The following is a 23,237-nucleotide window of genomic DNA, read 5'->3' as shown; positions in this document are numbered from 1 at the left end:
GCGCCGCCCCGGGGGCGCCCCCGGGCGGGCCTGCGGGCCCGCCTACGCTGGATCGATGCGGCGTTCGGAGCGTGTGATCGGCACGGTGGTCGGCTCGGCGGTGGGCGACGCCCTGGGCGCCCCCTTCGAGTTCGGTGAGCGCGGTGTGTTCCGGGCCCGATTCCCGGACGGCGTCGCCACGATGTGCGGGGGCGGCGGCTGGGACCCGGGCGAGGCCACGGACGACACACAGATGGCGGTGCTGGTCGGCGAGTCACTGCTGGAGCGCGGCGGTCTGGACCCGGCCGACATCTTCGCGCGCTTCCAGCGCTGGGCCGCGGGCGACCCGAAGGACATCGGGCTGCAGACGGAGGACGTGCTGACGAACGGCGAGCCGTGGGACCTGGCCGCCGCACTGCACTTCCAGGTCACCGGCCGGGCCGCGGGCAACGGCTCGCTGATGCGCGCATCCACCTCGGCCGTCCGTTTCGCGGGGACCGGCCGCGATGCCACGATGGCGGCCGCCCGGCGGATCGCGGCGCTCACCCATGGCGACCGCGCGGCCTGGGAGGGCACGGCGGTCTTCCACGAGTTGGTACGGGTGGCTCTGGACGGCGCGGACCCACTGGCCGCGATTCCGTCGGCACTGGCCCAGGTCGACCCGGCGCACCGGACGCGCTGGGCGACGGTGCTGGCCCCCGACTGGCACCCGGACGACGCGACGGAGTTCAACGGGGCGGTGTGGCCGTGCCTGGGGTCGGCGCTCTGGGCGCTGCGCACGACGGCGACCTTCGAGAGTTGCCTGGGCGCGGCGATCGACCTGGGCGGTGACACGGACACGGTCGCGGCGGTCGCGGGGGCGCTGGCGGGCGCGGTGTACGGCGCGGGGGCGATCCCCGAGCGCTGGACCGGCCCCCTCCATGTCCCGCTGCCCGGCTACCCCGGCCGGGTGCTGCGCCTGGCGGAACTCACCTCGCTGGCAAAGGCGCTGGCTGCCTGAGCCTTCTAGGAAGGGGAGGCGATGCCCACGATCCGGAGCGCGGCGTCGGCGGTGGCTTCGGCGAACCGGGCCACGGACCGGCGCGGATCCGACCGGTGCACCAGGATCACGCCCTCGATCAGACCGAACACGAGATCCGTACGGAGTGCGCGCTCGGCCTTGGTCAGCGCGGCGCCCTCCGGTGTCGCTGCCAGCAGCAGCCCGTACGCGGCCTTGAGCTCCGCCCGGACCCGGCGGAAGATCTCGAAGCGTTCGCCCTGCACTTCGGGGAGGAGATACAGCGCGCCCAGGTTGTACGGCCCGCCGCACAGCAGCTTCACGTCCGAGCGGCACAGCTCCCACAGCCGCGTCCGCGCCGGCCGTCCGTCGTCGGCGAGCAGTTCGCGCGCCAGGGTCAGGGAGGGGGTGACGGTCGACTCCAGGAGCTCGGCGAGGATGTCCTCCTTGCCGCTGAAGTAGTGGTACATGGAGGCCTGGCGCATGCCCGCGCTCTCGGCGACCGCCCTGGTCGAGGTCGACGTGTAGCCCTGCGTGGTGAACAACTCCGCTGCCGCGGCAAGCAGTTCGTCACGAGCGGACAGTCCGCTGTCCGGCCGTTTGATAGCGCGCGGCCGTCCGACCTTGCGTCCCGTGGTGGTGCTCATACAGGCGATCGTCGCACATCGGCATCCGGCCAAGATCGGCATCGCCCCCTGGCCACGGCCCCGTCGTGGCGCGCTGGACCGCATGGACAGCCCCTGACACCCGACGGATGATGGACAAAAGTGATGATAGGGATGAAAGGTGTGGTTCACCATGTCCGAGCACCCCGACTGCGCCCTGGTACGCAGGGGTTACGTAGCGTTCGTCGAGGGCGACCTGAAGACGATCGAATCCCTGATGACGGCAGACGTCGTCCACCACGTACCCGGCCATCACCCGCTGTCCGGGCATCACAAGGGCCGCGAAGCCGTCCTCGACCTGTACCGGCGCCTCGGCGAGGAGACCAACGGAACCATGCAGGTCCAGCTCGAGGCCGTGCTCGCCGACGGTCGCGGGCACGTCATGTCCTTCCACACGTCCAGGGCCGACCGGGGCGACCACGGCCTGGAGATCCGCCAGGGCCTCTTCTTCACCATCGTCGGCGGCAAGATCACCGACATCGACGAGTGCACCGAGGACATCGACGAGGAGAACCGCTTCTGGGGTCCGCCGGCCATGTGACCCTGCCCCCGTCCGACACCGCCGGCCGGCGCACCGAGCAGCACGGCCCTGGTCACCGCGCAGCAGCGGTACCAGGGCCGCGTCGTGCCCGCGGGGCGACTCGGCCCGGCGGGCCGGTCAGCCGACCGAGCTGTACGCCACCACACCCCGCAGCAGCGCGTCGACCGCCTTGCGGGCGTTCTTCGCGACCGTGCTGTTCTCCCGCGGCGCGGCGGCCGCGATCTGGCCCAGCACGTCGATGACCTGCTTGCTCCAGCGCACGAAGTCGCCGGCCGGCATCTCGGCCTCGCGCAGCACCTCGTCGAGCCCCTTGTCCGAGGCCCACTGGTAGGCGGCCCAGGCAAAGCCGAGGTCGGGTTCGCGCTGCCCGACCCCCTCCGCCTGGTTGATCTTGAATTCCTCCTCCAGGGCATCCAGCCGGCCCCAGATACGGACCATCTCGCCGAGCGCGGCCTTCGCCTTGCCGGCCGGCACCTTGGGCGGCACCGCATCATCGGCCTGCCGCGCCTCGTACACCAGCGCCGAGACGCAGGCGGCCAGTTCGGCAGGGTTCAGCCCCTCCCACACCCCGTCGCGCAGACACTCGCTGGCCAGCAGGTCCAGCTCGCCGTAGAGCCGGGCGAGCCGCTTTCCGTGTTCGGTGACCTCGTCTGCCCGCAGATAGTCCAGCTCGGTCAGCAGCGCGACGATCCGGTCGAAGGTCCGCGCGATGGTGTTCGTACGACCCTCTATACGGCGTTCCAGCTGACGTGTGTCGCGCTGCAGCCGGTGATAGCGCTCCGCCCACCTGGCGTGGTCCTCGCGCTCGTCGCAGCCGTGGCAGGGATGTGCCCGCAGCTCGGCACGGAGCCGGGCGATCCCGCGGTCGTCCGCCGCCGGGGCACGGTTCCTGTGGTGCCGGTCGGGCACGATGTGACCGGCCTTGGTGCGCAGCGCCGAAGCGAGATCACGGCGCGACTGCGGGGAGCGCGGGTTGAACGACTTCGGGATCCGCATCCGCTCCAGCGCCTCGACCGGCACCGGAAAGTCGATCGATGCCAGCCGCTTGACCTGCCGCTCGGCGGTGAGCACCAGCGGCCGCGGGCCGTCGTGGTACTCCAGTCCGCGGTGCCCGTTCGTCCGGCCCGCGGGCAGCCCGGGGTCGAGCACGAGGGCGAGGCCCGCGAACTTGCCCGTCGGGACATGGATGACATCGCCCGGCTTGAGCTTCTCCAGCGACGTGGCCGCGGCGGCCCGGCGCTGGGCGGCACCCTGCTTGGCCAGCTCCGTCTCCCGGTCCTTGAGGTCGCGGCGCAGCTGCGCGTACTCCTCGAAGTCCCCGAGGTGGCAGGTCATGCCCTCGCGGTAGCCCTGCAGGCCCTCTTCGTTGCGCTGCACCTGGCGGGAGATGCCGACCACCGACTTGTCCGCCTGGAACTGCGCGAACGACGTCTCCAGCAGCTCGCGCGAGCGGTGCCGGCCGAACTGGTGCACGAGATTGACCGCCATGTTGTACGACGGCTTGAAGCTGGAGCGCAGCGGGTACGTGCGGGTACCCGCAAGACCGGCGAGCGCGGTCGGGTCCATGGCGCGCTGCCACAGGACCACCGCATGGCCCTCCACGTCGATTCCGCGCCGTCCGGCCCGGCCGGTCAACTGGGTGTACTCGCCCGGGGTGATGTCGGCGTGCTGCTCGCCGTTCCACTTGACGAGCTTCTCCAACACCACCGATCGGGCGGGCATGTTGATACCGAGGGCCAGGGTCTCGGTGGCGAACACGGCCTTCACCAGGCCCCGTACGAACAGCTCCTCGACGACCTCCTTGAAGGTGGGCAGCATGCCGGCGTGGTGGGCGGCGATACCGCGCTCCAGGCCTTCCAACCACTCGTAGTAGCCGAGGACATGGAGGTCCTCGCGGGGGATGGCGGCGGTGCGCTCCTCGACGATCCGGCGCACCTTCGCGCGCGCCTCCTCATCGTTGAGCCGCAGCCCTGCGTACAGGCACTGCTGCACGGCGGCCTCGCAGCCCGCCCGGCTGAAGATGAACGTGATGGCGGGCAACAGCCCTTCGGCGTCCAGCCGGTCGATGACCTCGGGCCGCCCCGGCGTCCAGATACGGCTGCGCTGACGCCGCTCACGCTCCCGGTCCGCCTCGCGCACCATCTTTCCGCGGCGCCGGTCACGCGGGTTGTAGGTGCGCTGGTTCTCCATCCGGGCCAGCCGCACGAGATCGGGGTTGACCTCGCGCCGGCTCGCGCCGCGGCCGCCGTGGTCGGTCCCCTCCTCGAAGAGGTCGTACATCCGGCGGCCTGCCATGACGTGCTGCCACAGCGGTACGGGCCGCTCCTCGGCGACGATCACCTCGGTGTCACCGCGGACGGTGTCCAGCCAGTCGCCGAACTCCTCCGCGTTCGACACGGTCGCGGAGAGCGAGACCAGGGTCACCGACTCGGGAAGGTGGATGATCACTTCCTCCCATACCGCGCCGCGGAAGCGGTCGGAGAGGTAGTGCACCTCGTCCATGACCACATGGCCGAGGCCGAGCAGCGACTGGGAGCCCGCGTACAGCATGTTCCGCAGCACCTCGGTGGTCATCACGACCACGGGCGCCTCGGAGTTGACACTGTTGTCGCCGGTGAGCAGGCCCACCTTCTCGGGGCCGTAGCGCCTCACCAGGTCCGCGTACTTCTGGTTGGACAGCGCCTTGATGGGGGTGGTGTAGAAGCACTTGCGGCCCTGGGACAGGGCGAGATGGACGGCGAATTCGCCGACGATGGTCTTGCCTGAGCCGGTGGGTGCGGCCACGAGCACGCCCTTGCCCGCCTCCAGGGCCTGACAGGCCTCGATCTGGAAGGGGTCCAGGTCGAATTCGTACATCGCGCGGAAGGGGGCCAGCGCAGTGGCCTCCTCGGCGGCGCGGATGCGGGAAGCGGCATAGCGCTCGGCGGGAGAGAGATCCTCGGTCATCTTGTTCATGAGCCTACCCGTCCCCTGTGACAGTCAACGGATCTTTAATTGACCGGGGCACCTACCAGGGCGGACACCCCGTCCCGTACGCACGAACGGCCGGGTGCGCGCTCCGTGCGCCCCGGCCGCCGGCCTGCCTGCAGGTCAGGTGACGTCGTCGTACCCGTTGAGCCGGTGACTGCGCGCGTCCGCCTCGCCGGTTGCCTGCTCGGGCAGGGCACGCGAGGCGGGGACCGTCTCCACCTCACCGAGCGAGGAGGGCGTCAGGTCGAGCTCCGAGGCCTCGTCGTCGTCGAGTCGGGCGTCGGGGTCGTTGCGCCGCCGGCGCTTGTCGTTGAGCAGCGCGAATCCGACGGCCATGAAGTAGAGCAGGATGATCGGCCCGGACAGCGCGATCATGCCGAGCGGGTCGGTGGACGGAGTGGCGATCGCCCCGAAGACGAAGATGCCCATGACGGCGCCGCGCCACCAGCCGAGCATCCTCCGGCCGGTCACGACGCCCGCCGCGTTCAGCATGATCAGAATCAGGGGCAGCTCGAACGAGAAGCCGAAGACCAGCACCATGCGGACGGAGAAGTCGAGGATCTTGTCGACCGCGAGGAAGTTCGCCGCGGTGTCGGGGGTGATGCTGAGCAGCACCTTCATGCTCACCGGCATGATCAGGAACGCGAGGTAGGCCCCGGCCGCGAAGAGCGGAACGGCCGCGCAGGAGAAGAGGTAGGTGTACTTCTTCTCGTTCTTGTGCAGGCCCGGCGCGACGAAGGCCCACAGCTGGTAGAGCCAGACAGGGCACGACACGAGAATGCCCGCCATGAGAACCACCTTCACCGTGGTGGTGAAGGGAGACAGCAAGTCGTTGTACGCGATGGTGGCGCACTTGCCGCCGGTCTCCAGAACGCCCTTCTCACAGGCGGGTACCGGCGACGCAAGAAGATCCATCAGCTCCTGGCTGTAGAACGCGGCGGCCACGGACGCGATCACGATCGCCAGCATCGCCTTCGCGAGCCGGTTCCGGAGCTCACGCAGATGGTCCGCGAGCGGCATCCGCCCCTCGGGGTCCTTCTCCTTCTGCTGTGTGCGGGCAGACTTGAGCAACCCACGTCCTCATCTCGTGCGGCAGGCCATGATCACGGCCTTGGGGTCAGCGCTGGTGGGTGTCGGTGGGCTCGTTCACGGGGCGAGCGCTGGTCACATCGCCGGGAGCCGCCTGGATGGTGCGGGGAGCGGGCTGGTCCTGCGCCGGGTCCTTGGGCTCGGCCGGGGTCGCCGCCGGCTGCCCGTCGGACTTCATCGCCTTGGCCTCGCTCTTCAGGATCCGAGCCGACTTGCCCAGCGAACGTGCCATGTCGGGAAGCTTCTTGGCCCCGAACAGAAGAAGGATGAGCAGCGCGATGATGATGATCTCGGTGGGCCCGATCTGACGGAACATAACTGTGTCTACCTTCTCACCGAGGCGGCTTGGGGCTCTGGTCTGCCGATCACGGTGGACTGGTGTCCGAGCCGCGACCGGCTGCGATCGTAACTCGCACGGGTAAACGCCGGGCAATCCCCGTGCATACTCCCGTCAGCGGTCGGCGCCTCATCACCGGTGCCGCCACCAGCAGCGTACCCCTCGTATCTGTGCCGCAGCAGGGTGCGTGCGCGATCGCGGACAACGCTGTCAGCGTGCTCCCGCTCCCGGCTCCGGACGTGCTGCGCACGGCCTCAGCGCAGTGCTTCGCCCGTGCGCGCAAGATCCGTGGCCGCCCGCTCCAGATCCTCCGCGGCCCTGTTGATGCGCTCCGTGGTGCGGGAGACCTGGCGGCCGAGCCGCTGGGCCTCGATGAAGACCCTGATTCCGAGCACGCCGAGTACGGCGATGCCGAGGAAGCCGAGGGCGATGGCGAGCATGGGCCAGAACATGCGCAGAGCCTAGACCGTTCCGGAACCGTAAGGTCACATGCCGGTGTGCAGGCGCAGGGTCCGCACGCCGCCACCGGTGAGAAGTTCGACGATCCGCTCACCGGCGGGCTTGCGCACCGCGATGCCGCACTCGGGGCAGGTGAAGGAGTAGAAGGTGGTTCGGCGGCTGCCGCCGATCGCCAGGCGCAGCGCCCCCGCCGAGAGTTCGAAGCGGGCCCGGCAGTCGGGGCAGGCGGCCTTGAACAGGACCGGTCCGACGGCGGCCGGGATCTTGGGCATCACAGACATGGGCGCGCTGCTCTCCTTATTCCTGACCGTCGTAGGCCGCGAGCGCCTCGCGCGCCGCCGTCCTGGCACTGTCCGCCAGGTCCGCCGGCGAGACGATCCGCCCGTCGCGGCCGAGCCTCAGCCCCAGCCGGCGCAGCGACGCGGGGTCCGGGGTGCGCAGAGTGATGCGCAGACCGCCGTCCGGCAGCTCCTGGGCACTGTCGTGCGGGTAGTACTCGGCGACCCAGCGCCCGCCGGGTCCGACCTCGACCACTACCTCAGGGTCGTCCGCCGACGGCTGCACCAGCCCCTCGGACAGGTCACGCAGCTCGATCTCCGGCGGCGCGGCGGGGGCGTCGAGCAGCTTGATCTCGGCGACCCGGTCGAGCCGGAAGGTCCGGCGCGCCTCGGAGAGCCGGCACCAGGCCTCCATGTACGTGTGCCCCACCGCGAAGAGCCGGATCGGGTCGACCTCGCGCTCGGTGAGCTCGTCGCGTGCCGGAGAGTAGTAGCGCAGCCACAGCCTGCGCCGCTCGGAGATCGCCCGGTCCACGTCGGCGAAGACCCCGCCCTCGGACTCGAAGGTGACCGACAGCCGGGAGCTGGCGCCGGCGGCCTCGCCGGCCGCGGCCTCCAGTTTGGCCGTGGCCCGCAGGAGCGCCTCACGGTCGCCCTCCCGCAGCCCCGGCAGGGTCGCCACCGCCCGTGCGGCCACCAGGAGGGCGGTCGCCTCGTCGGCGGCGAGCCGCAGCGGCTCGGCGGTGCTGGAGCCGGAGGCGTCGGGGTTGCGCCACCAGATGCGTTCGCCGTCGGTGTCGATGTCGAGCAGATCGCCGCCGCGGAAGCTCGTCCCGCACATCGGCAGTACGTCGAGATCGGAGATCAGCTCGTCCTCGGTGATCCCGAAGGCGCGGGCGACGTCCACGATGCGCGCACCGGGGCGCTCCCGCAGATAGGTCACCAGCGAGAGCATCCGCCGGGTCTGGTCGATCGCGTTCGTGGCCATGGTCGTACGAGTTCCCCTCAGCCCTTGGCCACGGCGCGCAGCCGGTCCACCACATCGGCCCGCAGATCCGCGGGCTCCAGCACGACGACGTCCGGTCCGAACTCCACCAGCCAGGCGTCGAGCCCGTGCCCGTACGGAATCTCCAACTCGTCCCAGCCCTCGCCCAGTTCCGTCACCGACCGGGCCCGGGAGCGCAGCGGGTAGCCGCAGCCCGCGCGCAGTCTGATGCGCGCGGTACGGGTCGCGCTCTCCCCGGCCCAGCTCTCGACGGTCTCGCGCACGGTCACCACATCGGGCACAGGCGCGGTGAACGGCCCCGAGCGGGAGCGGACCTTGCCGGTGATACGGGACAGCCTGAAGACGCGCTCCGCGCCCCGGTCCCGGTCGAAGCCGGCGAGATACCAGTGCCCGCGCCAGCATTCGAGCGTCCACGGCTCGACGTGGCGCTGCTCGGGTCGTGCCGCGTTCGCCTTGCGGTAGTCGAAGACGACGGGGCGGCGGTCACGGCAGGCGAGCATCAGCGGCTCGAACGACGCCTCGTGGACGGGGATTCGGGGCTCGAGTGCGCTGTGCTGCGCCTCGTAGTCGTCCTGCGTCTCGGGCATTCCGGCCGCCCGCAGCTTCTGCAGTGCGCCGCTCGCCGCCCCCGCGAGCCTGGCCTGCTGCCACACCTTGGCCGCCAGTCCCAGTGCCGCGGCCTCCTCGGCCTCGAGGGTGATGGCGGGCAGCCGGTTGCTGTCGCGGCGGGCGAGATAGCCGATGTCCCCGTCGAGATTCTCCACCGTCTCGATGACCAGGCCGAGTTCGCGCAGATCGTCCTTGTCGCGCTCGAACATCCGGTTGAAGGACTCGTCGGAGCCGGCCTCCAGGTAGGCCTCGATGGATCCACGCAGCTCCCGCTTGCTGAGCGGACGCCGGGTCCCCAGCAAGCACAGCGCCAGATTCATCAGCCGCTCTGCCTTGGCAATGGCCATCGACGCCCCGCACCCTCCTGCCGCAAATCACTTCCGAGCGTCGACCGTACCGCTCCGGGGTGTCCGGGCCAAAGCCGAGGGCCCATGCCATCAGGCATGGGCCCTCGTCGAGCTGTACCGCGCCGGATCCGACCGGAGCCGGTCACAGACGAAAGATCAGACCGCGACCAGGTCGCAGACGAAGATCAGCGTCTCGCCCGGGGCAATGGTGCCGCCACCGGCGCCCCGGTCGCCGTAGGCGAGGTGCGCGGGGATGGTCAGCCGGCGGCGGCCGCCGACCTTCATGCCCTGCACGCCCTGGTCCCAGCCCTTGATGACCTGGCCGACGCCGAGCTGGAACTGCAGCGGGGTGCCGCGGTTCCAGGACGCGTCGAACTCCTCGCCGGTGCTGTAGGCGACGCCGACGTAGTGGACGGAGACGGTGTCCCCGGCCTTGGCGACCGGCCCGTCACCCTCCCACAGGTCCACGATCTCGAGCTCGGTGGGAGCCGGGCCCTCGGGGAAGTCGATCTCGGGCTTGTCGATGCTCACGGATGTTGCTCCTTGCGTTCTCTGTTCGAGTCAACCAGGACAGTCTTACAGAACTGCCAGGATGTCGACGGAGAAGACAAGCGTGGAGTTGGCCGGGATCTTGGGCTGCGCCTGGTCGCCGTAGGCCATGTCCGGCGGGATGACGAGCAGTACGCGGCTGCCCACCTTCTTGCCCTCCAGGCCCTTCTGCCAGCCCGGAATAACCTGTGCGAGCGGGAAGCTGACCGGCGCGTCGCCGCGGGAGTAGCTGCTGTCGAACTCCTTGCCGTCCTTCCACACGACGCCCTTGTACTTCACCGCCAGCGTGTCGGACGCCTTGACCGCGGGGCCGTCGCCCTCGATGACGTAGTTCGACACCAGCTTGGTCGGCGCGTCCTTCTTCGGCACCGTGATCGAGGGTGCCTTGCCGTCGGTGTTGGTGCCGACCTTGGGCAGGTCGATGTTGTCCTGGGCGACGTCGGTGCCCTTGGCGGAGGCCGGGATGGTGGTCGCCTTCAGGATGTCGACGATGAACACGAGGGTGGCATTGGGCTTGATGTCGCCCTGGCCCTGCGCGCCGTAGCCGAGCGCGGGCGGGATGACGAGCTGCACCCTGCTGCCGACCTTCTGGCCCTCCAGGCCCTGGTCCCAGCCCTTGATGACCTGGCCGGCGCCGATCGTCAGATCGAACGGCTGCTTGCGGTCGAAGCTGTTGTCGAACGGCTTGTCCGAGTCCCAGGCCTGTCCCAGATAGTTGACCGTGACCGAGTCGCCCTTCTTGACGGTCGCGCCGTCGCCCTCCTTGATGACCTCGACCTTCAGCTCCTTGGGCGGATCGCCCTTACCCTTCGCCAAGGTCGGCTTTTCACCGAACTCGGCGCCGGCCGTGATCGCGGGCAGGCCATTGGCGGACGCGGTGGATTCGGAGCCCTTGTCGTTGCCGCAGGCCACTGCTGACAACAGCAGCAGGGGGACGACAAGAAGGCCGGCAAGTCGGCGCACGTGTTCCTCAGATCTCAGACGGCACTTTGGTTTCCCGACACTCTAGGGTGTGCCACGGGCCCCGTACGTGCAACGTACGGGGCCCGTGTGACGTTCCGAAGGATCTGCTACATGCCGGCGATGAGCTTCTCCACCCGGTCGTCGACCGAGCGGAAGGGGTCCTTGCACAGAACGGTGCGCTGCGCCTGGTCGTTGAGCTTCAGATGCACCCAGTCGACCGTGAAGTCCCGTCGCTGCTCCTGGGCCCGCCGGATGAAGTCACCGCGCAGCCGCGCCCTGGTGGTCTGCGGAGGCACCGACTTGCCCTCGAAGATCTTCAGGTCGTTGCAGATACGGGCGGCCTGCCCCTTGCGCTCCAGGAGGTAGTACAGTCCGCGCCGGCGGTGGATGTCGTGGTACGCGAGGTCTATCTGCGCGACCCGCGGATGCGACATGGTCATGTTGTGCTTGGCCCGGTACCGCTCGATGAGCTTGTACTTCATCACCCAGTCGATCTCGGTGCCGATCCGGTCCAGGTCCTCCGCCTCGATCGCGTCCAGCGTGCGGCCCCACAGCTCCAGGACCTGCTCCACGACGCCGGTGCGGATGCCCCGGCGGTCCACGAAGTCCACGGCCTTCTCGTAGTACTCGCGCTGTACCTCGAGGGCGGACGCCTCACGGCCACTGGCGAGGCGGACCTTGCGCTGGCCGGTGATGTCGTGGCTGACCTCGCGGATGGCCCGGATCGGGTTCTCCAGGGTGAGGTCGCGCATCACCGTGCCGGCCTCGATCATGCGCAGCACCAGGTCGGTCGCGCCGACCTTCAGCAGCATGGTCGTCTCCGACATGTTCGAGTCGCCGACGATCACATGGAGGCGGCGGTAGCGCTCGGCGTCGGCGTGGGGTTCGTCGCGGGTGTTGATGATCGGGCGCGAACGGGTCGTGGCGGAACTGACGCCCTCCCAGATGTGCTCGGCGCGCTGGCTGACGCAGTAGACCGCGCCTCGCGGCGTCTGCAGCACCTTGCCCGCACCGCACAGCAGCTGCCGGGTGACCAGGAACGGGATCAGAATGTCCGCGAGCCGGGAGAACTCTCCGTGGCGGGCCACCAGATAGTTCTCATGGCAGCCGTAGGAGTTTCCCGCCGAGTCGGTGTTGTTCTTGAAGAGATAGACGTCGCCCGCGATTCCCTCCTCGTGCAGGCGGCGTTCGGCATCGACGAGCAGGCCCTCGAGAATGCGCTCGCCGGCCTTGTCGTGCGTGACCAGCTCGGTCACGTTGTCGCATTCGGGTGTTGCGTATTCCGGATGCGAACCCACGTCGAGGTACAGACGGGCGCCGTTCCGCAGGAAGACATTGCTGCTGCGGCCCCATGACACAACACGGCGGAAGAGGTAGCGCGCCACTTCGTCAGGTGACAGTCGGCGCTGTCCCCTGAACGTGCACGTGACGCCGTACTCGTTCTCCAGCCCGAAAATGCGGCGGTCCATGTCTGAACATTACGCCTCACGGCCTGAGCTGAAACCGGGTTGGGCAGCACCGTTTCGATCATTTTCCGAAGAGGCCGGGGCCGAGCCCGCAATGTCCTTGCTGCGGCCGGGAACTGCCAGTACCCGCTGAGTGGCTGTCAGAACCAGCAGCGCGGCACATCCCGCGGCCCCCGCGACCGCGAAACTCCACGCCGTGCCGCCGATCTCGACGGCCGGGCCCGCCACGGCCGTTCCGGCCGCCGCACCGACCCCGAACGTGGTCACGAGCCACGAGAACGCCTCGGTGACCGTACCCCTCGGGGCATGCCGGTCGACCACGATGAACGCGCAGGCGATGGCAGGGGCGAGGAAGACACCGGCGAGCGCGGACAGTGCCGTCATCGCCACGACACCGGGAGTGAGGACCAGCGGCAGGTACCCGGCCGCCAGCAGGGCCACCAGGACCCGCAGCCGGCGCTCGGGGGCCCCGGCCCACTGGCGGGCTCCGTACGCGGTGCCGCCGATCAGCGCGCCGAGACCGAGAGCGGCCATCAGCCAGCCGTACACCGACGCGCGGCCGTGGTCGTCGGCGTACGCGACTCCGGCGACGGTGATCGAACCGAGGGCCAGACCGACGAAGAAGAACGCGCCGAGCAGGGCCAGCAGTCCCGGCGAGCGCAGCGCGCCGAGCCAGTGCGCCTCGCGGGGGGCCGAGCGCCAGGAACGCGAGGGTGCGGACATGACCACGGACAGTGCCCCCAGGACGCCTACCGCATTGATGACGAGCAGCGCCGCGGCGGGCGACCAGAGGGCGACGAGCACGGTCACGAGCAGCGGGCCGACCGTGAACATCACTTCCTGGGCCACGGCGTCCATCGCGTACGCCCGGTGCACCTGGTCCTGGCGGCCGAGCACGCTGGGCCACAGGGCCCGCAGTCCGCCCTCCAGGGGCGGCGTGAACAGGCCCGCAATGGTCACGGCGGCGTAGGCGAGAGGCAACGGGCCGGTGCCCGCGACGGCGAACAGCGCCATGCCGAGCGCGGAGACGACGGCGGCGGGCAGCTGCACCCGGGGCTGGCCGTACAGGTCCACGGCACGCCCCAGCAGCGGCTGGCCGAGCGCGGTGGCCAGCCCGTACACCGCGGCGAGCGCACCCGCGAGGGTGTAGCTGCCTCCTTCGGCGCGGGTGAACAGGACGATCGCGATGTGGCCGGTGGCGTTCGGCAGCCTGCCGACCAGGGTGCCGGTCAGCAGCCGTGCCGCGTGCGGCGCCCTGAGGATGTCAGCGTATCCGGCGGCCATGCCGCAACCCCTCTCCCCCGGACCGTCCGAGGTTTTACGTATAACGTACGCCGTCATACGTACCATGTCGACAGTCCGCGGGTCCACCGAGCCGCCGCCGGCGGACGCGTGCACGAGCGGACGGGCGGCGGAGGACGGCACGTATGGCACACCGGTCCCGGCAGGACCGCCCCGTCGCCCCGGCGACGGAGACCCCCCGCCCCACCAGCCGCGACGTGGCCCGCGTCGCCAGGGTCTCGCAGGCCACCGTGTCCCTCGTGCTGGGCGACAAATGGAGGGGCCGCGTCTCCGAACGCACCGCCGCCGTCGTGCGCGGTGCGGCAGAGGAGATCGGCTACCGGCCCAACCTCGCGGCCCGCAATCTCCGGCTGGGGCGCACCCGGACCGCGCTGCTCGTCGTCCCCGCCCTCACCAACGAATTCTTCGCCCGCGTGTACGCCGGCGCCTCGACCGTCGCCGCCGAGCACGGTTTCGGCGTCGTGCTGTACCCCTCCCCCGAAGGCATCGGTCCCGCCAAGGACCCCTTCGCGTCCGCACGCGCGGCACTCGACGGCGTCATCGCCTCCTCCATGGCCGCCCAGGCCCTCACCGCCATCCGCGGCACCGAGCTGCCGCTGGTCATGCTCGACAGCGACCCGGCCGACCGCGGCGCGGCCGGCCACGTCAACCTCGACATCGCGGACGGAATGCGCCAGGTCACCGACCACCTGCTGGCCCTCGGCCACCGCCGGTACGTCCACCTCGCCTCCGCCGTCACCTCCTGGACCTTCGACGTACGCGCGCGGGCTCTGCGCTCCGCACTCGACGCCGTCCCCGGCACCGAGCTGCGCACGGTCCGTGCCGCCCTCGATGTCGGCAGTGCCCGCGCGGCGGCGGAAGGCGCCCTGACCGCATCCGGCCCCCGGCCCACAGCCCTCGTCTGCGACGACGACATCCTGGCCGCCGGTGCCTGCAAGGCGGCCCGCCGCCTCGGCCTGCGCGTCCCGGAGGACCTCACGGTCACGGGCTTCGACGACCTCGCACTCGCCACTGCTGTGGAACCGGAGCTCACCACGGTGCGCCTGCCCGCCGAACGCGTCGGCGAGCAGGGTATGACCGCCCTGCTCGCGGTCCTGTCCGGCCGCGAACCCGAGGAGACCGACCTGCCCGTGGAGCTCGTCGTCCGCGGCTCCTCCGCGCCGCCGCCGGCCGGCTGACGGGCCGCCCGGAAAAAGGCCGCCGACGCCCGGACCGCAGTTCGACCACCGGCCGCTCCCGGGCCCGGCCACGGCGGCCCGGAAACGCCTGTGCCCGGACCGCACGGGCGATCCGGGCACAGGCGGAACAAGGCGCCGGGAACTACTCCCCGGCCTCCTCGCCCTCCTCGGTGTCGGAAGGAGCATCGGTCGGCGTCGACGCGGCGCCGTCGGCCTCGAGCAGCCGGGACAGCTGCCGCCCCACGATCCGCTTGAACTTCCGCTGCTGAGGCCGCGTACGGTCGAGAACAGCGACCTCGAGCCGCTCCGCCGGGATCTCCCGGTCGGTGCCGTTGGCCTGGCTGGACAGGGCCTGTACCGCCAGCTTCAGCGCCTCTGCGAGCGTCATCCCGTCACGGTGCCGCTGGTCCAGGAAGGTGCTGATCTGCTCCGCGTTGCCGCCGACCGCCACCGAGCCGTGCTCGTCCACGATCGAGCCGTCGTGCGGCAGCCGGTAGATCTGGTCACCCTCCGGAGCGGTGCCCACCTCGGCGACCACCAGCTCCACCTCGTACGGCTTCTCGCCGGCGCTGGAGAAGATGGTGCCGAGCGTCTGCGCGTAGACGTTGGCGAGCCCACGGGCCGTCACATCGTCACGGTCGTAGGTGTACCCCCGCAGATCCGCGTAGCGCACCCCGCCGATCCGCAGGTTCTCGTACTCGTTGTACTTGCCGGCTGCGGCGAAGCCGATCCGGTCGTAGATCTCGCTGAACTTGTGCAGCGCACGGGACGGATTCTCGCCGACGAAGACAATGCCGTCGGCGTACTGCAGCACGACGAGGCTGCGACCACGGGCGATGCCCTTGCGGGCGTATTCCGCCCGGTCGGCCATGGCCTGCTGGGGTGAGACATAGAACGGCGTCGACACCGGCTATCCGTCCCTTTCTGTCAGAGGCAGAGGCGAGTACATCAGAGCAGCGCGGCGCGCGGGCCGTCGGGCTGGATGAGGCGTCCCTCGATGATCGAGCGGGCGATCTGGGAGGTCTCGGCCTCGGTCAGCCTGCGGAAGCCCTCGTCCGTGATGACGGTGACGATCGGATAGATCTGCCGGGCCACGTCCGGACCACCGGTCGCCGAGTCGTCGTCGGCCGCGTCGTACAGCGCCTGGACGACAAGGGTGGTGGCCTGCTGCTCGGTGAGGTCCTCGCGGTAGAGCTTCTTCATCGCTCCACGGGCGAAGATCGAACCGGAGCCGGTCGCCGCAAAGCCGTGCTCCTCGGAACGGCCGCCGGTCACGTCGTAGGAGAAGATGCGGCCCTTCTCCCGGTCGATGTCGTACCCGGCGAACAGGGGCACCACGGCCAGGCCCTGCATGGCCATGCCGAGGTTGCTGCGGATCATCGTCGAGAGACGGTTCGCCTTGCCCTCCAGCGACAGCTGCGCACCCTCGACCTTCTCGAAGTGCTCAAGCTCGAGCTGGAACAGCTTGACCATCTCCACCGCGAGCCCGGCGGTGCCGGCGATCCCCACGGCCGAGTACTCGTCGGCCGGGAAGACCTTCTCGATGTCGCGCTGCGCGATCATGTTGCCCATCGTGGCCCGCCGGTCGCCGGCGAGCACCACACCGCCCGGAAACGTCGTGGCGACGATGGTCGTGCCGTGCGGCGCCTCGATGGCACCCTGCACGGGGGGCAGAACGCGCTTCCCGGGCAGCAGCTCCGGGGAGTGCTGGCCCAGAAAGTCCATGAACGAGGACGAGCCGGGCGTCAGGAAGGCAGCTGGTAGACGCCCGGTGCTACGAGTGTTGGCTTCCACGCGTTTCCTTCCACATATGTGGCTGTACGCCTTGTGACGTCCGGCCGATCCTTGAAAATGCCCCAGCGCCGCGTTGCAGCTGAAGCACGGTACGCCTCGGACCCTACCCGTCTCAGGACAGTGATCCACATGTTCGGCCGGAGCAGAAAGACAGATACCGCAAACGCCTCGCCGCTCGGCAGTCGTCCCGTCCAACTCGGCAGGAGTCGGGCTGCACTTGCACTGCAGGTGGCTGATGCAATTCCGCTTCGCCCGACTGTCCGGCCTTGCGCCTCCCGGCGCTGCCGGGAGCACTCCGCGGAGCACTCCCGGCAGTACGCCTGAAGGCCTTACCGAGCCGCTCTTATCGCCGGCGAGAGAATTCTCCCGGCAATGTCCGTCCGCAGCGCGGGCAATCCTCCCCACCCGCCAATTCGGACATCAGCGACTATTGCCCGCCCTTTTGCACAAATGACCTGACGAAGTCCTCTGCGTTCTCTTCGAGCACATCATCGATTTCGTCCAGCACGGAGTCGACGTCGTCCGACAGCTTCTCCTGGCGCTCCTTGAGGTCGGCCGCAGCCTGCGCATCCTGCGCCTGCTCCTCGACCTCCTCCGTGGAACGCGTGGCCTTCTGCTGTCCGCCGCCGGTGTCCTTGGTCGCCATGTCCCTCACCCCGCTCGGTTTGCCCTGACGTGAGTTCGTTCGGTCAAGATCAGACCCTACAAGCAGGGTCCGACATCGGCCCCGCACTTCACTCAACGTCCGGGGACCACCTCGATGATTCCCGGACGGGAGCCGTTTCAGCCGCCCGAGAGCACCCGGACCAGCTCCTCCGCCGTGCGGCACCGGTCCAGCAGCTCCTTGACGTGGTTGCGGGTGCCCCGCAGGGGCTCCAGGGTCGGCACCCGCTGGAGGGAGTCCCTGCCCGGCAGGTCGAAGATGACCGAGTCCCAGGAGGCCGCGGCCACGTCGTCGGCGTACTGCTCCAGGCAGCGGCCGCGGAAGTAGGCGCGGGTGTCCTCCGGAGGCTTGTTCTCGGCCCGCTCGACGGCCTGCTCGTCCAGCAGCCGCTTCATCTTCCCGCGGGCCGCCAGCCGGTTGTACAGGCCCTTCTCGGGACGTACGTCGGCGTACTGGAGGTCCACCAGGTGCAGCCGCGCCGCGTCCCAGTCGAGGCCGTCACGCCGCCGGTAGCCCTCCATGAGCTCCTTCTTGGCGATCCAGTCCAGCTCGCCGGCCAGGCTCATCGGGTCGTTCTCGAGCCGGTTCAGGGTGTCCTCCCAGCGCGTGAGGACGTCCTTGGTCTGGTCGTCGGCATCCGCCCCGAAGCGTTCCTCCACGTACTTGCGGGCGAGCTCGAAGTACTCCATCTGCAGCTGGACCGCGGTCAGTGTCCGGCCGCTGCGGAGCGTGACCAGGTGCTTCAGGCTCGGGTCGTGGGAGACCTGGTGGAGGGTGCGTACGGGCTGTTCCACTGCCAGGTCGACAGCGATGAAGCCGTCCTCGATCATGGAGAGCACCAGGGCCGTGGTGCCCAGCTTGAGGTAGGTCGAGATCTCGGACAGATTGGCGTCGCCGATGATCACATGGAGCCTGCGGTACTTCTCGGCGTCGGAGTGGGGCTCGTCCCGGGTGTTGATGATGGGGCGCTTCAGCGTGGTCTCGAGACCGACCTCGACCTCGAAGTAGTCGGCCCGCTGGCTGATCTGGAAGCCGTGCTCGTGGCCGTCCTGGCCGATTCCGACCCGTCCGGCACCGGTGATGACCTGCCGGGAGACGAAGAACGGCGTCAGATGGCGCACGATGTCCGAGAACGGGGTTTCCCGCTTCATCAGGTAGTTCTCGTGCGTGCCGTAGGACGCGCCCTTGTTGTCGGTGTTGTTCTTGTACAGGTGGATCGGCTGGGCGCCGGGGAGCTGGGCCGCGCGCTCGGCGGCCTCGGCCATGATGCGCTCGCCGGCCTTGTCCCACAGGACCGCGTCCCGAGGGTTGGTGACCTCGGGCGAGCTGTATTCGGGGTGGGCATGGTCGACGTAGAGCCGTGCACCGTTGGTGAGGATGACGTTGGCAAGGCCGATGTCCTCGTCGGTGAGCTGGCTGGAGTCGGCGGCCTCGCGGGCGAGGTCGAAGCCGCGGGCGTCCCGCAGCGGATTCTCCTCCTCGAAGTCCCAGCGGGCGCGGCGCGCCCGGTGCATCGCCGCCGCGTAGGCATTGACGATCTGGGACGAGGTGAGCATGGCATTGGCGTTCGGGTGGCCCGGGACGGAGATGCCGTACTCCGTCTCGATGCCCATTACTCGCCGTACAGTCATGCGGCCCTCCTTGCCCGGCGGCGTTCCTGTCCGGGAACGGCGCTCAAGTACCGCTGTTGCTCCGGTGCGTGTGCGGTGCCCGTCCCCGCACTGCGCGACTCGGCGGTACCGACGAGCCTAGAACGCCTCTGCGCTGGTGGGGAGATCAATTTCGTCATTGCTCCGGTGTGGTCGGACCTGTCCGGAAAGCAACCGGCTGCGGATGCTGGGGGTCCCCCCGCCGAAGGCGGGGGGACGGGCATCCGCAGCCGGTGCCGCCTGTTACAGGTACTGACCGGTGTTGGCCACCGTGTCGATGGAACGTCCGGTGTCGGCGCCCTGCTTCCCGGTGACGAGGGTGCGGATGAAGACGATCCGCTCGCCCTTCTTTCCGGAGATCCGGGCCCAGTCGTCCGGGTTGGTGGTGTTGGGCAGGTCCTCGTTCTCCTTGAACTCGTCCACGCAGGCCTGGAGGAGGTGGGAGACCCGAAGGCCCTTCTGGTTGTGGTCGAGGAATGCCTTGATGGCCATCTTCTTGGCCCGGTCGACGATGTTCTGGATCATCGCTCCGGAGTTGAAGTCCTTGAAGTAGAGGACTTCCTTGTCGCCGTTGGCGTACGTGACCTCGAGGAAGCGGTTCTCCTCGGTTTCGGCGTACATCTGTTCCACGACCGACTGGATCATGGCGTGGGCGGCGGCTTCCTTGGACCCGCTGTGCTCGGACAGGTCGTCCGCGTGCAGCGGCAGCGAGGCTGTCAGGTACTTGGCGAAAATGTCCCTGGCCGCCTCGGCGTCCGGACGCTCGATCTTGATCTTGACGTCGAGCCGGCCGGGCCGCAGGATCGCGGGGTCGATCATGTCCTCGCGGTTGGAGGCGCCGATCACGATGACGTTCTCCAGGCCCTCCACACCGTCGATCTCGGCGAGCAGCTGCGGGACGATCGTGTTCTCGACGTCCGAGCTCACACCCGATCCACGGGTACGGAAGAGGGACTCCATCTCGTCGAAGAAGACGATGACGGGGGTGCCCTCGCTGGCCTTCTCCCGGGCACGCTGGAAGACGAGGCGGATGTGCCGCTCGGTCTCGCCGACGTACTTGTTCAGGAGTTCGGGACCCTTGATGTTGAGGAAGTAGCTCTTGCCGGCGGGCTGGCCGGTGACCTCGGCGACCTTCTTGGCAAGGGAGTTGGCGACGGCCTTGGCGATGAGCGTCTTGCCGCAGCCGGGCGGACCGTAGAGCAGGATGCCCTTGGGCGGGCGCAGTTCGTGCTCCTTGAACAGGTCGGGGTAGAGGTACGGCAGCTCGACCGCGTCGCGGATCATCTCGATCTGGCCGCCCAGACCGCCGATCTTGTCGTAGTCGACGTCCGGGACCTCTTCGAGGACCAGTTCCTCGACCTCGCTCTTGGGCACGACCTCGTAGACGTAACCCGAGCGGGGCTCGAGCAGCAGGGCGTCACCAGGACGGATGGTGATGTCCATGAGCGGCTCCGCGAGCCGCACCACCCGCTCTTCGTCGGTGTGGCCGATCACCAGGGCACGCTCGCCGTCCTCGAGGATCTCCTTGAGGGTGACGATGTCCCCGGCACGCTCGAATTCCATGGCCTCGACCACGTTGAGCGCCTCGTTGAGCATGACCTCCTGGCCGCGCTTGAGCTCGTCGAGCTCGACGCTGGGGCTCACGTTCACCCGGAGCTTGCGGCCCCCGGTGAAGATGTCACATGTGCCGTCCTCGATCGCCTGCAGGAAGACACCGAAGCCGGCCGGCGGCTGGGCGAGCCGGTCGACCTCCTCCTTGAGGGCCACGATCTGGTCGCGGGCCTCACGGAGCGTGTTGGCGAGCCGCTCGTTCTGAGCGGACACGCCGGCCAGGTTGGTCTGCAGCTCGACGATCCGCTCTTCGAGAATCCTCGTATGACGCGGAGAGTCGGCGAGCTTGCGGCGCAGGACGGCGATTTCCTGCTCGAGATAGGCAACCTGGCCGGCTGGGTCTTCAGACCCCCGCCCCGGCCGGATGCCGCGGTTGATGTCGTCGTCGTGGGCTGCCACGGTCCTCACCTCCTCCAAGGGGAGCTGGACGCTTCCTGACCCTACCTGTGTGGGTGGTGATTGAAACCCCTAGATCACTAAAGACGGAAGGGGGTGTGTCCGATCTTCACCCTTGCGCTCTCCCTCACGCCAGGGGAATACCCACCCGATACCCACCCAGCAACATCGGAAAGCGGGCGGTTGTATCGTCGAAGCGTTCAACACCCGTCACGGCTCGCACGACTTGCGTCACTGCGATCCACGTCGCGGGCCCGCTGGGGCCGGCGTCGGCGCCCTGCTTCACCGGCCGGGGGTCCGGGGGTTGTCCCCGGAACACAGCACAGGGCTGTACCCGACGAAGGAACGGCAGGAGATATGACCGTGCAGCACGAGGCTCCCTCCGAAGGCGTCGGTGAGGCGCTCGAGGTCTGGATCGACCAGGACCTCTGCACCGGCGACGGCATCTGCGTCCAGTACGCCCCGGAGGTCTTCGAGCTGGACATCGACGGGCTTGCCTATGTGAAGTCCACCGATGACGAACTGCTCCAGGACCCGGGCGCCACAACGCCTGTGCCGCTTCCGCTGCTGAACGACGTGGTGGACTCGGCCAAGGAGTGCCCGGGCGACTGCATCCACGTCAGGCGCGTTTCGGACAGGGTCGAGGTCTTCGGCCCCGACGCAGAGTGACGCGTCACACACCCTGCGCCTGAGGCTGGGCGGTGCGGACGAACGTCCCTCCCTGCCACTGCCACTTGACCGTCTCCCGCAGGTCCGGGCAGCAGCTCGGCACCTCGGGCGAGGAGTACCCGAGCAGGGTCGCGGTGATCGCGCCGTCACGTACGGCGATCTCCTTGACGCTCCGCTTCTCGGCGGGCGCGACCAGGGTCGCGACGACACGGGGGCTGCCCTCCCGGCTGCCGGCCAGCACATAGATGCCGCTCGGCGGGGTGCCGGAGCCTGCGTCGCAGCGGGCCGCCGCCACCGTCTCGGGGGTGCCGTCGCCGTCGAGGTCGCCGGTCACCTTGTGCGTGACCAGGCTCTTCGCTCCCCCGCACTCGAGCGGTAGCGCCACATCCGCAGGGTCGGGCGCCGGCAGCGGGGCCGCTGCCGTGGTGGTCCGCGGGGCGCCTGGCTGTGAGGCGGTGGCGGCATCGGGCTGGAGCAGTCCGGCACCCGCGACGACCGCGGCCATCGCCGTCGCGGTGGCCAGCCAGTGCACCGGGCGGGCGTGGGTGTGCGCGAGGTCCGGGACGGCGGAGTTCTGCACGCGGGGAGTCTCCTGAGAAGGCGGTGCCGGTGGGGTGGCTCGCATCGTGCCATACGTCACACCCGGGCGGAACACTGGGGTCCGCACTTCGTCGCAATGGCAACGCAAGAAATACCCGAGTACGGCTCGAGCGCGGCACGACGGCAACACGAGGACGCCGCCGCCGAGTTCTCCGTATGGCACGGGAACTCGGCGGCGGCGTGGGTGCGTTGTGCGCAGGATCGGGCGGTTCAGCCCTTGTTGGGGCCTTCGTAGTCCTCGCCGTACGCACCCTTGGCGGGCCGGCGGCGGCGCATCGGCGGCTCCACACCGTCGGCGAGACGGCGGGCGGTGACGAGGAAACCCGTGTGCCCGATCATCCGGTGGTCCGGGCGGACGGCCAGGCCCTCGACGTGCCAGTTGCGGATCATCGACTCCCACGGCTGCGGCTCGGCGAAACAGCCGATCTCACGGATGGACTCGACGGTGCGCGCGAGCTGGGTGGTGGTCGCCACGTAGCAGCACAGGATGCCGCCGGGCACGAGCGCCTTGGAGACGGCCTCCAGGCACTCCCAGGGGGCGAGCATGTCCAGGATGACGCGGTCGACGTCGGCGTCGGTCAGGTTGTCCTGGAGATCGCCCACGGTGAGCTGCCAGGCGGGGTGCGGGCCGCCGAAGTAGCGCTCCACGTTCTGCTGGGCGATTTCCGCGAAGTCCTGGCGGCGCTCGTAGGAGTGCAGCATGCCGTGGTCGCCGATGGCGCGCAGCAGGAAGGCGCTGAGCGAGCCGGAACCCACCCCCGCCTCGACGACGCGCGCGCCGGCGAAGATGTCGGCGAAGGCCAGGATCTGCCCCGCGTCCTTGGGGTAGACCACGGCGGCACCGCGGGGCATGGACAGGACGTAGTCGGGGAGCAGGGGGCGCAACGCGAGGTAGGCGACGTTTCCCGTGGTTCGGACAACACTGCCCTCGGGAGCGCCGATCAGCTCGTCGTGCGGGAAGGAACCCTTGTGGGTGTGGAAGTTCTTCCCGGCCTCGAGCGTGAACGTGTAGTGGCGTCCCTTGGGGTCGGTGAGCTGGACCTGGTCCCCGACCTTGAAGGGCCCGCGACGGCGGGCGGCACCGGTCGGTTCGGACATGTGACCAGCCTACCGGGCGCA

23 protein-coding genes and 1 pseudogene are annotated in these 23,237 nt (G+C 69.4%); 4 read left to right on the top strand and 20 right to left on the bottom strand.

The window, feature by feature from the left end; genetic code table 11:
* The first annotated feature begins 55 nt into the window (after positions 1–55).
* A complete protein-coding gene (locus OHS70_RS30205) occupies positions 56–979 on the top strand; it encodes an ADP-ribosylglycohydrolase family protein (RefSeq protein ID WP_328402558.1) in 924 nt (307 codons plus the stop codon).
* 5 nt (positions 980–984) lie between these two features.
* Here OHS70_RS30205 and OHS70_RS30200 read toward each other — a convergent pair whose 3' ends face one another.
* The gene (locus OHS70_RS30200) at positions 985–1,623 is read right to left on the bottom strand and encodes a TetR/AcrR family transcriptional regulator (protein WP_328402556.1); all 639 of its coding nucleotides are present in this window, start codon (positions 1,621–1,623) and stop codon (positions 985–987) included.
* 151 nt (positions 1,624–1,774) lie between these two features.
* On the opposite strand from OHS70_RS30200, the gene OHS70_RS30195 reads away from it, so the two are divergent.
* Positions 1,775–2,182, top strand: coding sequence for a nuclear transport factor 2 family protein (locus OHS70_RS30195; RefSeq protein ID WP_328402554.1), 408 nt, complete (start codon positions 1,775–1,777; stop codon positions 2,180–2,182).
* 117 nt (positions 2,183–2,299) lie between these two features.
* On the opposite strand, the gene OHS70_RS30190 is transcribed toward OHS70_RS30195, so the two are convergent.
* From OHS70_RS30190 to OHS70_RS30140, 11 genes are all read right to left on the bottom strand, one after another.
* Positions 2,300–5,128 carry a DEAD/DEAH box helicase gene (locus OHS70_RS30190; RefSeq protein ID WP_328406022.1) on the bottom strand — a complete coding sequence of 943 codons (2,829 nt, stop codon included), beginning with the start codon at positions 5,126–5,128 and terminating at the stop codon, positions 2,300–2,302.
* A gap of 144 nt (positions 5,129–5,272) precedes the next feature.
* Complete coding sequence (gene tatC / locus OHS70_RS30185) at positions 5,273–6,223, bottom strand: twin-arginine translocase subunit TatC (RefSeq protein ID WP_328402552.1); 951 nt, start codon at positions 6,221–6,223, stop codon at positions 5,273–5,275.
* 46 nt (positions 6,224–6,269) lie between these two features.
* Positions 6,270–6,557: a Sec-independent protein translocase subunit TatA gene (gene tatA / locus OHS70_RS30180; protein WP_328402550.1), complete on the bottom strand. Its 288-nt coding sequence runs from the start codon at positions 6,555–6,557 to the stop codon at positions 6,270–6,272.
* A 275-nt stretch (positions 6,558–6,832) separates the two neighbouring features.
* The gene (locus tag OHS70_RS30175) at positions 6,833–7,030 is read right to left on the bottom strand and encodes a hypothetical protein (RefSeq protein WP_328402547.1); all 198 of its coding nucleotides are present in this window, start codon (positions 7,028–7,030) and stop codon (positions 6,833–6,835) included.
* Between the two features lie 33 nt (positions 7,031–7,063).
* Complete coding sequence (locus OHS70_RS30170; protein WP_328402545.1) at positions 7,064–7,318, bottom strand: hypothetical protein; 255 nt, start codon at positions 7,316–7,318, stop codon at positions 7,064–7,066.
* 16 nt (positions 7,319–7,334) lie between these two features.
* A complete protein-coding gene (locus OHS70_RS30165) occupies positions 7,335–8,303 on the bottom strand; it encodes a helix-turn-helix transcriptional regulator (RefSeq protein WP_328402543.1) in 969 nt (322 codons plus the stop codon).
* A 17-nt stretch (positions 8,304–8,320) separates the two neighbouring features.
* Positions 8,321–9,277, bottom strand: a complete 957-nt coding sequence (locus tag OHS70_RS30160; protein ID WP_328402541.1) for a helix-turn-helix transcriptional regulator — start codon at positions 9,275–9,277, stop codon at positions 8,321–8,323.
* 156 nt (positions 9,278–9,433) lie between these two features.
* On the bottom strand, positions 9,434–9,808 hold the full coding sequence (locus OHS70_RS30155; protein WP_328402539.1) for an FKBP-type peptidyl-prolyl cis-trans isomerase: 375 nt from the start codon (positions 9,806–9,808) through the stop codon (positions 9,434–9,436).
* Between the two features lie 45 nt (positions 9,809–9,853).
* Positions 9,854–10,789 carry an FKBP-type peptidyl-prolyl cis-trans isomerase gene (locus tag OHS70_RS30150; protein WP_328402537.1) on the bottom strand — a complete coding sequence of 312 codons (936 nt, stop codon included), beginning with the start codon at positions 10,787–10,789 and terminating at the stop codon, positions 9,854–9,856.
* 107 nt (positions 10,790–10,896) lie between these two features.
* Positions 10,897–12,258, bottom strand: coding sequence for a Pup--protein ligase (gene pafA / locus OHS70_RS30145; RefSeq protein ID WP_328402535.1), 1,362 nt, complete (start codon positions 12,256–12,258; stop codon positions 10,897–10,899).
* Between the two features lie 9 nt (positions 12,259–12,267).
* Positions 12,268–13,539, bottom strand: a complete 1,272-nt coding sequence (locus OHS70_RS30140) for an MFS transporter (RefSeq protein WP_328402533.1) — start codon at positions 13,537–13,539, stop codon at positions 12,268–12,270.
* A gap of 143 nt (positions 13,540–13,682) precedes the next feature.
* On the opposite strand from OHS70_RS30140, the gene OHS70_RS30135 reads away from it, so the two are divergent.
* Positions 13,683–14,735, top strand: coding sequence for a LacI family DNA-binding transcriptional regulator (locus tag OHS70_RS30135; RefSeq protein ID WP_328402531.1), 1,053 nt, complete (start codon positions 13,683–13,685; stop codon positions 14,733–14,735).
* A 142-nt stretch (positions 14,736–14,877) separates the two neighbouring features.
* On the opposite strand, the gene prcA is transcribed toward OHS70_RS30135, so the two are convergent.
* From prcA to arc, 6 genes and pseudogenes are all read right to left on the bottom strand, one after another.
* Positions 14,878–15,642 (bottom strand): proteasome subunit alpha, encoded by a 765-nt coding sequence (gene prcA / locus OHS70_RS30130; RefSeq protein WP_328402529.1) that lies wholly within the window; start codon positions 15,640–15,642, stop codon positions 14,878–14,880.
* Positions 15,643–15,683: 41 nt separating this feature from the next.
* A complete protein-coding gene (gene prcB / locus OHS70_RS30125; protein WP_328406020.1) occupies positions 15,684–16,529 on the bottom strand; it encodes a proteasome subunit beta in 846 nt (281 codons plus the stop codon).
* 105 nt (positions 16,530–16,634) lie between these two features.
* Positions 16,635–16,823: pseudogene (locus OHS70_RS30120) on the bottom strand (hypothetical protein); the annotation flags it as partial.
* Between the two features lie 133 nt (positions 16,824–16,956).
* Entirely contained in the window at positions 16,957–17,175 is a 219-nt protein-coding gene (locus OHS70_RS30115) for a ubiquitin-like protein Pup (protein ID WP_328402527.1), read from the bottom strand.
* A 137-nt stretch (positions 17,176–17,312) separates the two neighbouring features.
* Positions 17,313–18,824: a depupylase/deamidase Dop gene (gene dop / locus OHS70_RS30110; RefSeq protein WP_356910992.1), complete on the bottom strand. Its 1,512-nt coding sequence runs from the start codon at positions 18,822–18,824 to the stop codon at positions 17,313–17,315.
* A 261-nt stretch (positions 18,825–19,085) separates the two neighbouring features.
* A complete protein-coding gene (gene arc / locus OHS70_RS30105) occupies positions 19,086–20,852 on the bottom strand; it encodes a proteasome ATPase (RefSeq protein ID WP_328402525.1) in 1,767 nt (588 codons plus the stop codon).
* Between the two features lie 354 nt (positions 20,853–21,206).
* Between arc and OHS70_RS30100 the strand changes: the two genes are divergently transcribed.
* A complete protein-coding gene (locus OHS70_RS30100; protein ID WP_328402523.1) occupies positions 21,207–21,518 on the top strand; it encodes a ferredoxin in 312 nt (103 codons plus the stop codon).
* A gap of 4 nt (positions 21,519–21,522) precedes the next feature.
* Here OHS70_RS30100 and OHS70_RS30095 read toward each other — a convergent pair whose 3' ends face one another.
* A complete protein-coding gene (locus tag OHS70_RS30095) occupies positions 21,523–22,098 on the bottom strand; it encodes a hypothetical protein (RefSeq protein WP_328402521.1) in 576 nt (191 codons plus the stop codon).
* Positions 22,099–22,328: 230 nt separating this feature from the next.
* The gene (locus OHS70_RS30090) at positions 22,329–23,216 is read right to left on the bottom strand and encodes a tRNA (adenine-N1)-methyltransferase (RefSeq protein ID WP_328402519.1); all 888 of its coding nucleotides are present in this window, start codon (positions 23,214–23,216) and stop codon (positions 22,329–22,331) included.
* Positions 23,217–23,237 lie beyond the last annotated feature (21 nt).

It is taken from the genome of Streptomyces sp. NBC_00390, assembly GCF_036057275.1.
GTDB lineage: Bacteria > Actinomycetota > Actinomycetes > Streptomycetales > Streptomycetaceae > Streptomyces.
The sequence above is the reverse complement of the archived record's forward strand: the minus strand, read 5'-3'. Positions and strand labels throughout refer to the sequence as shown.

Coding starts and splice junctions, on each gene's coding strand:
- OHS70_RS30205 (WP_328402558.1), top strand. CDS start 56: ATGCGGCGTTCGGAGCGTGTGATCGGCACGGTGGTCGGCTCGGCGGTG.
- OHS70_RS30200 (WP_328402556.1), bottom strand. CDS start 1,623: ATGAGCACCACCACGGGACGCAAGGTCGGACGGCCGCGCGCTATCAAA.
- OHS70_RS30195 (WP_328402554.1), top strand. CDS start 1,775: ATGTCCGAGCACCCCGACTGCGCCCTGGTACGCAGGGGTTACGTAGCG.
- OHS70_RS30190 (WP_328406022.1), bottom strand. CDS start 5,128: ATGACCGAGGATCTCTCTCCCGCCGAGCGCTATGCCGCTTCCCGCATC.
- tatA (WP_328402550.1), bottom strand. CDS start 6,557: ATGTTCCGTCAGATCGGGCCCACCGAGATCATCATCATCGCGCTGCTC.
- OHS70_RS30175 (WP_328402547.1), bottom strand. CDS start 7,030: ATGTTCTGGCCCATGCTCGCCATCGCCCTCGGCTTCCTCGGCATCGCC.
- OHS70_RS30170 (WP_328402545.1), bottom strand. CDS start 7,318: ATGTCTGTGATGCCCAAGATCCCGGCCGCCGTCGGACCGGTCCTGTTC.
- OHS70_RS30165 (WP_328402543.1), bottom strand. CDS start 8,303: ATGGCCACGAACGCGATCGACCAGACCCGGCGGATGCTCTCGCTGGTG.
- OHS70_RS30160 (WP_328402541.1), bottom strand. CDS start 9,277: ATGGCCATTGCCAAGGCAGAGCGGCTGATGAATCTGGCGCTGTGCTTG.
- pafA (WP_328402535.1), bottom strand. CDS start 12,258: ATGGACCGCCGCATTTTCGGGCTGGAGAACGAGTACGGCGTCACGTGC.
- OHS70_RS30140 (WP_328402533.1), bottom strand. CDS start 13,539: ATGGCCGCCGGATACGCTGACATCCTCAGGGCGCCGCACGCGGCACGG.
- OHS70_RS30135 (WP_328402531.1), top strand. CDS start 13,683: ATGGCACACCGGTCCCGGCAGGACCGCCCCGTCGCCCCGGCGACGGAG.
- OHS70_RS30115 (WP_328402527.1), bottom strand. CDS start 17,175: ATGGCGACCAAGGACACCGGCGGCGGACAGCAGAAGGCCACGCGTTCC.
- dop (WP_356910992.1), bottom strand. CDS start 18,824: ATGACTGTACGGCGAGTAATGGGCATCGAGACGGAGTACGGCATCTCC.
- OHS70_RS30100 (WP_328402523.1), top strand. CDS start 21,207: ATGACCGTGCAGCACGAGGCTCCCTCCGAAGGCGTCGGTGAGGCGCTC.
- OHS70_RS30090 (WP_328402519.1), bottom strand. CDS start 23,216: ATGTCCGAACCGACCGGTGCCGCCCGCCGTCGCGGGCCCTTCAAGGTC.